The 6,145-nt window shown below is 38.8% G+C and carries 8 protein-coding genes; all 8 read left to right on the top strand.

Annotated elements, in window-relative coordinates; translation table 11 throughout:
- Positions 1-1,318, top strand: a 1,318-nt coding sequence (locus FC24_RS08185) for a sensor histidine kinase (RefSeq protein ID WP_235807351.1), incomplete at its 5' end; no start/stop codon positions are given.
- A gap of 7 nt (positions 1,319-1,325) precedes the next feature.
- Positions 1,326-1,451: a response regulator gene (locus tag FC24_RS11900; protein WP_268872302.1), complete on the top strand. Its 126-nt coding sequence runs from the start codon at positions 1,326-1,328 to the stop codon at positions 1,449-1,451.
- Between the two features lie 6 nt (positions 1,452-1,457).
- Positions 1,458-2,081: a LytR/AlgR family response regulator transcription factor gene (locus FC24_RS08180; RefSeq protein ID WP_057874404.1), complete on the top strand. Its 624-nt coding sequence runs from the start codon at positions 1,458-1,460 to the stop codon at positions 2,079-2,081.
- A gap of 106 nt (positions 2,082-2,187) precedes the next feature.
- Positions 2,188-2,718 (top strand): hypothetical protein, encoded by a 531-nt coding sequence (locus tag FC24_RS08175; RefSeq protein WP_057874403.1) that lies wholly within the window; start codon positions 2,188-2,190, stop codon positions 2,716-2,718.
- A 237-nt stretch (positions 2,719-2,955) separates the two neighbouring features.
- Positions 2,956-4,065, top strand: a complete 1,110-nt coding sequence (locus FC24_RS08170) for an efflux RND transporter periplasmic adaptor subunit (RefSeq protein WP_057874402.1) — start codon at positions 2,956-2,958, stop codon at positions 4,063-4,065.
- Positions 4,058-4,753: an ABC transporter ATP-binding protein gene (locus FC24_RS08165; protein ID WP_057874406.1), complete on the top strand. Its 696-nt coding sequence runs from the start codon at positions 4,058-4,060 to the stop codon at positions 4,751-4,753. Before FC24_RS08170 ends, FC24_RS08165 begins: the two co-directional genes overlap by 8 nt.
- Positions 4,740-5,954, top strand: a complete 1,215-nt coding sequence (locus FC24_RS08160; RefSeq protein WP_057874401.1) for an ABC transporter permease — start codon at positions 4,740-4,742, stop codon at positions 5,952-5,954. Before FC24_RS08165 ends, FC24_RS08160 begins: the two co-directional genes overlap by 14 nt.
- A 14-nt stretch (positions 5,955-5,968) precedes the next feature.
- Positions 5,969-6,115 carry a hypothetical protein gene (locus FC24_RS11500; RefSeq protein WP_157059107.1) on the top strand — a complete coding sequence of 49 codons (147 nt, stop codon included), beginning with the start codon at positions 5,969-5,971 and terminating at the stop codon, positions 6,113-6,115.
- Positions 6,116-6,145: the final 30 nt, after the last annotated feature.

Here is a 6,145-nt window from a genome sequence, read left to right as displayed (position 1 = left end):
ATACATATTATATGTACGAAGGCATTTCATTTACACAAGATTCTTGACGCTACCTACTAATATTTTAATGCTGTTATTTTATAGTTTTTTAGTACAGCAAAGATACCGTAAATTAGCTTATACTGTTTTTTCACTACTTATGGCCATTGTTGGTATTTATATTGGCGACTTGATACAATTGTTTTTTTTAGCTTTTTTTCTATCTTACCAGTTAATTAGGCGGTTCAAGTTAGCTAGCCTTAAAACATTAGCGTTTATATTTGTGCTGTGTTGTGACATGTTATTGGCTAATTTAGCAACACTGACTGCAAATATTCTTTCAAAGCAGTTACCATTGACGCAGGGGACATTAGCAATTGTTATAAATCCTTTCTTATATCTTATTGTTATTCTGGCCTATTTTCAAATTAAAGAAAAAGTCATTTATTTTGAGCAGCATAATTTATCTGATCCTCGTTTGTTAAAAATTGTTATCAACTTTGCCTTAATTATTTTCCTATCTTTGCAAATTATCCAGTTTGTTGCGGATGTACTTAGTATTGCAGTGACATTTCAATGGCTAATCATTATTGTAACGTTCTTTTTTATCATTGCGACTATTGTCGTGATGTTCTATTTTATCCGCAGTTATCAACTGGTTTTGAAGAAGCAGGCTGAGAAACAGACTTACCAGAATTTATTGGATTATACGGACAAATTGGAAGACAATTATGCACAATTGCGCAAATTTAAACACGACTACCAAAATGTTTTATTGTCTTTGGATGGTTATATTCAGCAGTCACAACAAGCTGATTTGAAAGCTTATTACCGCCAAATTGTGTTACAAACAGGTAAGGAAATTAAAACGGATAACATGCGTTTTGATGGGCTTGAAGCGTTGAAAGTTCCGGCACTGCAAAGTTTGACTTACCAAAAACTAGTTACAGCACGAAAATATAACATTACAACATTTTTAGAAGTGCGTGATCCAATTACTGCGGTACCAGTTGATATGGTCAAATTAGTCCGGATATTAGGCATTTTATTGGATAATGCAATCGAAGCAACGTACCGACAAGATCATGGGGTTATCCGAATTGCTTACATTAAATATAATCAAGCTGAAATTGAAGTGATCATTCAAAATACAATTGCTGAAGACCAGCCGCTTGCGCTTAATGAACTATTTGATGCTGGTTATACTAGCAAAGGTAGCGGCCACGGTATGGGCTTGACCACTGTTAAACAAATGGTGGACGCCATTCCCAATATGACCCTTGAAGTAAAAGTTGTTGCCGGACAGTACCGGGTAATGATTGATTTAGTGAGGATGTGAAGTTTCTGTGTTACACGTTTATATTTTAGAAGACAATAAAGCGCAACGTGAAGCCTACCAACAAATTATTGAAAGTTATTTGTTTATTGAAGGCTTAGATATGCGAGTTGAGCTGGCAACGGCGGATCCATAATTACTATTGAATGAAGTAGCGGCACATCCTGACTTTCGGGGCTTGTTCTTTTTGGATATTGAACTAAAGGCTGCCAAAAAGGATGGTTTACAAGTCGCAACAGAGATCCGCGAGCAATTAGGTTTTGCTGAAATTGTTTTCGTCACGACGCATTCGGAAATGGCCTTTTTGACTTTTGAACGTAAAGTTGAGCCATTAGATTTTGTCTTAAAAGATAATGGTCGGGAGGCCGTAGCCAAAAATTTACGCGACGATATTGGGGTAGCCCTACGACGGTATCAAACACATTTACTAACCTCAGAACAACACTTCAGCTATCAGATCGGTTCACGGATTTATGAAATTCCCATGACAAGCTTATTGTATGTTGCCACTATACCAGGGCATCCGGGAAAAATTGAAGTTCATCATGATCAAGGGATTGTGGAATATCCTGGCAACCTTAATGCATTAGAGACTAAATACCACAATTTATTTCGCTGCCATAAAAGCTTTTTAATTAATCCGGCACGGATTCAAAATTATGATGTTAAATCGCGGTTAGTCACCATGCAAGATGGTAGCCGTTGCGAGGTTTCTTTCCGGAAAGAAAGTCGGATGCGTAAAGTTATTTTGCAAACAGCGCGTTAATTTGTCAAAAAGGGACGTTAATTACTAACGTCCCTTTTTGATTGGCTTTTGCAGTATCTTTAATAGTAGTCAATTAAGCAGATCAGAAAGGTGGGGATTAAGCAGCATGTTCATAGAATTTGGCCGCAGAGTCACTTATCAGCCATTGTTCAATAGTATTTTGGTTAGTTTAATTAGCGGTTGGCTAGTTGGATTATTCAGTCAGCAGATTGTGCTCGGTTTGGGAGCTGGCTTATTGGTTTTTATAAGTATGTTTTTCATTTATTATCCGCTCTACCTGAAACTGCTTTATGGTGCTTGGCGATTAGGTGCTGGGTACTTGTACTATTTAGATTTGCAACATTACTCCGCAAAATTAGTGGCGCTCTTGTTTCCTAATCAATTGCAATACAAAGCATTGCCATTAACGGCAATTAAATCAGTTGTCGTTCGGCATCAGCCAATGCCGTTCATTGCTAGATGGACTGGTACGTTTGCGCTGTATATGCCTTGGCTAAGACCAACTTATTTTGTACAACTCGAAACTAAACAGCAGACTGTTATTCAATTGGATTTATCTTGGGATCAAATGCAAAATGGCCAAAAAGCTAATGATAAAATTAATTTAGCCATTGAAACATTGGAAGAAATGGCTTAGTGTGCCGTATTTTGTAAGTTCAATTCATCACTTATTTTAAAATTTTAATTGTTTTTACTAGTTATTATCGGTAAAATAAAAGTGGAATTTTAGTTATCATAATAGTTTCAGAGTTCTATTGCTAAAGACTCATATTGGTTTTTTGCTCACAATTTGTGTGAACATGACCAATATGAGTTATTTTCTTGTTCAGGGGCATTAGGCGTTGAAGGTTGTCAAAGGGAGGATATTGGTGAGATGAAGAAAAAGGTGTCCAAGCGGGGTTGGTTAATTGTCATTGTATTGGTTTTATTAGGTGTGATTGTGGCAGTAGGTTTAGTGAAGGCTAATAAGGAAAAAGCAACGCAGGAAAGCCATTACCAGACACATCGAGTTAAACCAGATAATGCGTTGCTACTTAAAGGCAAGGTGGCAGCTAAAGATACGGTTTCCGTAGAAACTGGCGTTAGTAGTACTGGGACTTTAACAGCTGTTAAAGTGAAAGATGGCGAACACGTTGAGCCAGGAACCGTATTAATGACATTTCACGATGACCAAGTTCAAAGTCAAATCGATGAAGCTAATCAGACTATTGATAAGACGAATTTAGCCATTCAAAATGATCATCAAGCCATTGCGAGTTTGCAAAAACAAAAATCAACTGTTTCTAGCGTGAGTGTAAGTGACGATGACAATGGCGTTGCAGCGGATCAATTGCAACAGGCGAAACAGACTTTGGCGGCGGATCAATTAACTTTGCGGCAAGCGCAGGAAAGTCTCAATCGTTTACAAGAAAAATTGAATCCCCAAGTCACCGCTAAAATATCTGGTACAGTTGCTTTAGACGACAGTCAAACTGAAACTGGAATGCCTAATATGCGGATTATTAGCGACGATCAGATCATTGATGGTGAAGTGACAGAGTACGATTATGCTAAGTTAAAAGAACAGATGGCGGTTAAGGTGCTTCCCGTTAGCAATACAGCCCGTTATTCTGGTGAAATTGTTGCCATCGCCCGGACACCACAAGCTGAAAAAGCAGCAACTAGTGGACAAGATGGTGGTAACCAAGCGGCGACTTATCAATTTAAAGTCAAAATTAAACCGCAATTGACTAATGGATTTAACGTCCAGATCCGTGTACCACAAAATACGATTCATTTACCAGCTGCTAGTTTAATTAAACATGGCGCTTCCCATTATGTTTACGTTGTGCGCCACCACCGCGCTTACCGGCGTAAAGTTGTGGTTAAAAAAGTAGCTGGTTATTGGCAATTAATGGGTGGTGTGAAGCCGCACACTCAAATTATTGCGAATCCCGATCACCAACTTAAGGATGGACAGAAGGTGGCATTAAATGCTGATTGAGTTAAAGAATGTCAATAAATACTATCAAAATGGCTCACAACGGTTCCATGTTTTGAAGCACATTAACTTAGCGATTGACAGGGGTGAATTTTTATCGATTATGGGGCCTTCAGGCGCTGGAAAAACGTCTTTAATTAACTTAATCGGATTTATTGACCGGCAATTTGAAGGGGAATACTTATTTAATGGTAAATCTTACCAACAAGCTAGTGATCGGACTTTATCCCGGATTCGTAACCAGAGCGTCGGCTTTGTTTTTCAAAACTTTAAATTAATTGGTAATAATACAATATTAGAAAATGTCGAATTACCGTTACTTTATGGGGACTTATCTAAACGTGCCGCAAAACCAATCGTTGAAAAAGCTTTGGAACGGGTGGGGTTACCCAATAGCAGTCAAAAGATTCCCAATGAATTATCTGGTGGTCAACAACAACGAGTGGCGATTGCCCGGGCTTTAGTCCACCAGCCTAAATTCATCATTGCAGATGAACCAACCGGTGCTTTAGATAGCCAAACTTCTGCAGAAATTATGCAGATTTTCCGTGATTTGAATCAACAGGAAAAAACCACCATTGTATTGGTAACTCACGATTCCCAAGTATCTCAGTATGGTGAACGGTTAATAAAAATTTTGGACGGTGCGATTATCGCTGATCAGGAGGTGACACCTCGTGCGCTTCACTGAAATATGGACCACGGCGTTACGTGCCATTTTAAAAAACAAACGCCGCAGTATTTTAACCATGTTGGGAATTATTATCGGGATTGCAGCAGTGGTGACTATTTTAGCGATTGGCGATGGTTTTTCAAACTGGGTAACTAAAAGCATTACAGCCAATAAATCTGGCAAAATTGAAACCCAAATTGTCTTTTTACCGGATGGTACGGCAAACACTAACAGTGATCCTTTTAGTCAGCGTGATCTCAGTTTAATTGAGCAACTTCCTGGCGTAACTAAAGTTAAACAGAGCAGTTCAGAAGGAGATTACAAACAGCTTAATTTACCGGTAAAAAATAAAACGAAAAGTGTCTTAGTCCACTTTACTAAAGGCAAAAGTAGTCCGGTGGTCGCTGGTCGACGGTTAATGCCTAGCGATAACCAGACCGGTAATCAAGTAGCAGTGATTGATGTTAGTCTAGCTAAAAGTTTATTTGGTAGTACTACCAACGCATTGCATCATGGTGTTGAGGTTGACGACCATCTTTATGAAATTGTGGGAATTCGTAGTCGAGTCACTGATAGTGTAAATTTTTCTGATGCCATGAGTAGTGAGATGCCCGCTAACATTACGCTACCTAAACGTGTCCACCAACGGTACGTACAAAACGAACGCAGCGGTGATGTGCTGACCTTAATTTTAACTAAAGGTACGAAAGCTAGTAAATTGAGTAAAAAGGCCATCCGCATTTTAGAAACACAAGGTAGTATGCGTAATCAAGGTGATTACCAAAGCAGCGACCCCACAACACAAGCAGACGTTTTTGGGAAAATTTTAAACGCCATTACTTATTTTGTGTCTGCAGTTGCTGGGACTTCCTTATTTATTGCCGGTATTGGTGTGATGAATATGATGTACATTTCGGTTGCCGAGCGAACCATGGAAATTGGGATTCGCCGCGCGATGGGAGCGCGCCAGCAAGATATTCGAATGCAGTTTTTACTGGAAAGCGCCACGTTAACTATTTTAGGTGGGCTGATCGGCTACGGTTTAGGCGTTTTACTGGCGTTAGGTATCAGTGCGTTACCCGTCATGCCATTTCATGCTAGCTTTAGTTTAGGTGGTTTCTTACTAGCTTTTGGTGTCTCAACCGCTGTCGGGTTAATTTTTGGCGTAATGCCAGCTAATGCTGCTAGCCGGAAAGATTTAATCGATATTATTCGTTAAAAGGAGTTAAGAACATGAAAAATTGGTTTAGCCAAGTAAAAGCAACTGACACTAAGATTTGGATTATTCTATATTTAATTGTGGGTGCTGTACTCAGCTATTTTGTTGCTTTCATTTATCCACCTAAAAAAAAATATGGTAGCGTCAAGAATCTTGTGTAAATGAAATGCCTTCGTACATATAATATGTAT

The organism is Loigolactobacillus rennini DSM 20253, from assembly GCF_001436505.1.
Lineage (GTDB): Bacteria > Bacillota > Bacilli > Lactobacillales > Lactobacillaceae > Loigolactobacillus > Loigolactobacillus rennini.
The sequence above is the reverse complement of the archived record's forward strand: the minus strand, read 5'-3'. Positions and strand labels throughout refer to the sequence as shown.

Coding starts and splice junctions, on each gene's coding strand:
- FC24_RS11500 (WP_157059107.1), top strand. CDS start 5,969: ATGAAAAATTGGTTTAGCCAAGTAAAAGCAACTGACACTAAGATTTGG.
- FC24_RS08175 (WP_057874403.1), top strand. CDS start 2,188: ATGTTCATAGAATTTGGCCGCAGAGTCACTTATCAGCCATTGTTCAAT.
- FC24_RS08170 (WP_057874402.1), top strand. CDS start 2,956: ATGAAGAAAAAGGTGTCCAAGCGGGGTTGGTTAATTGTCATTGTATTG.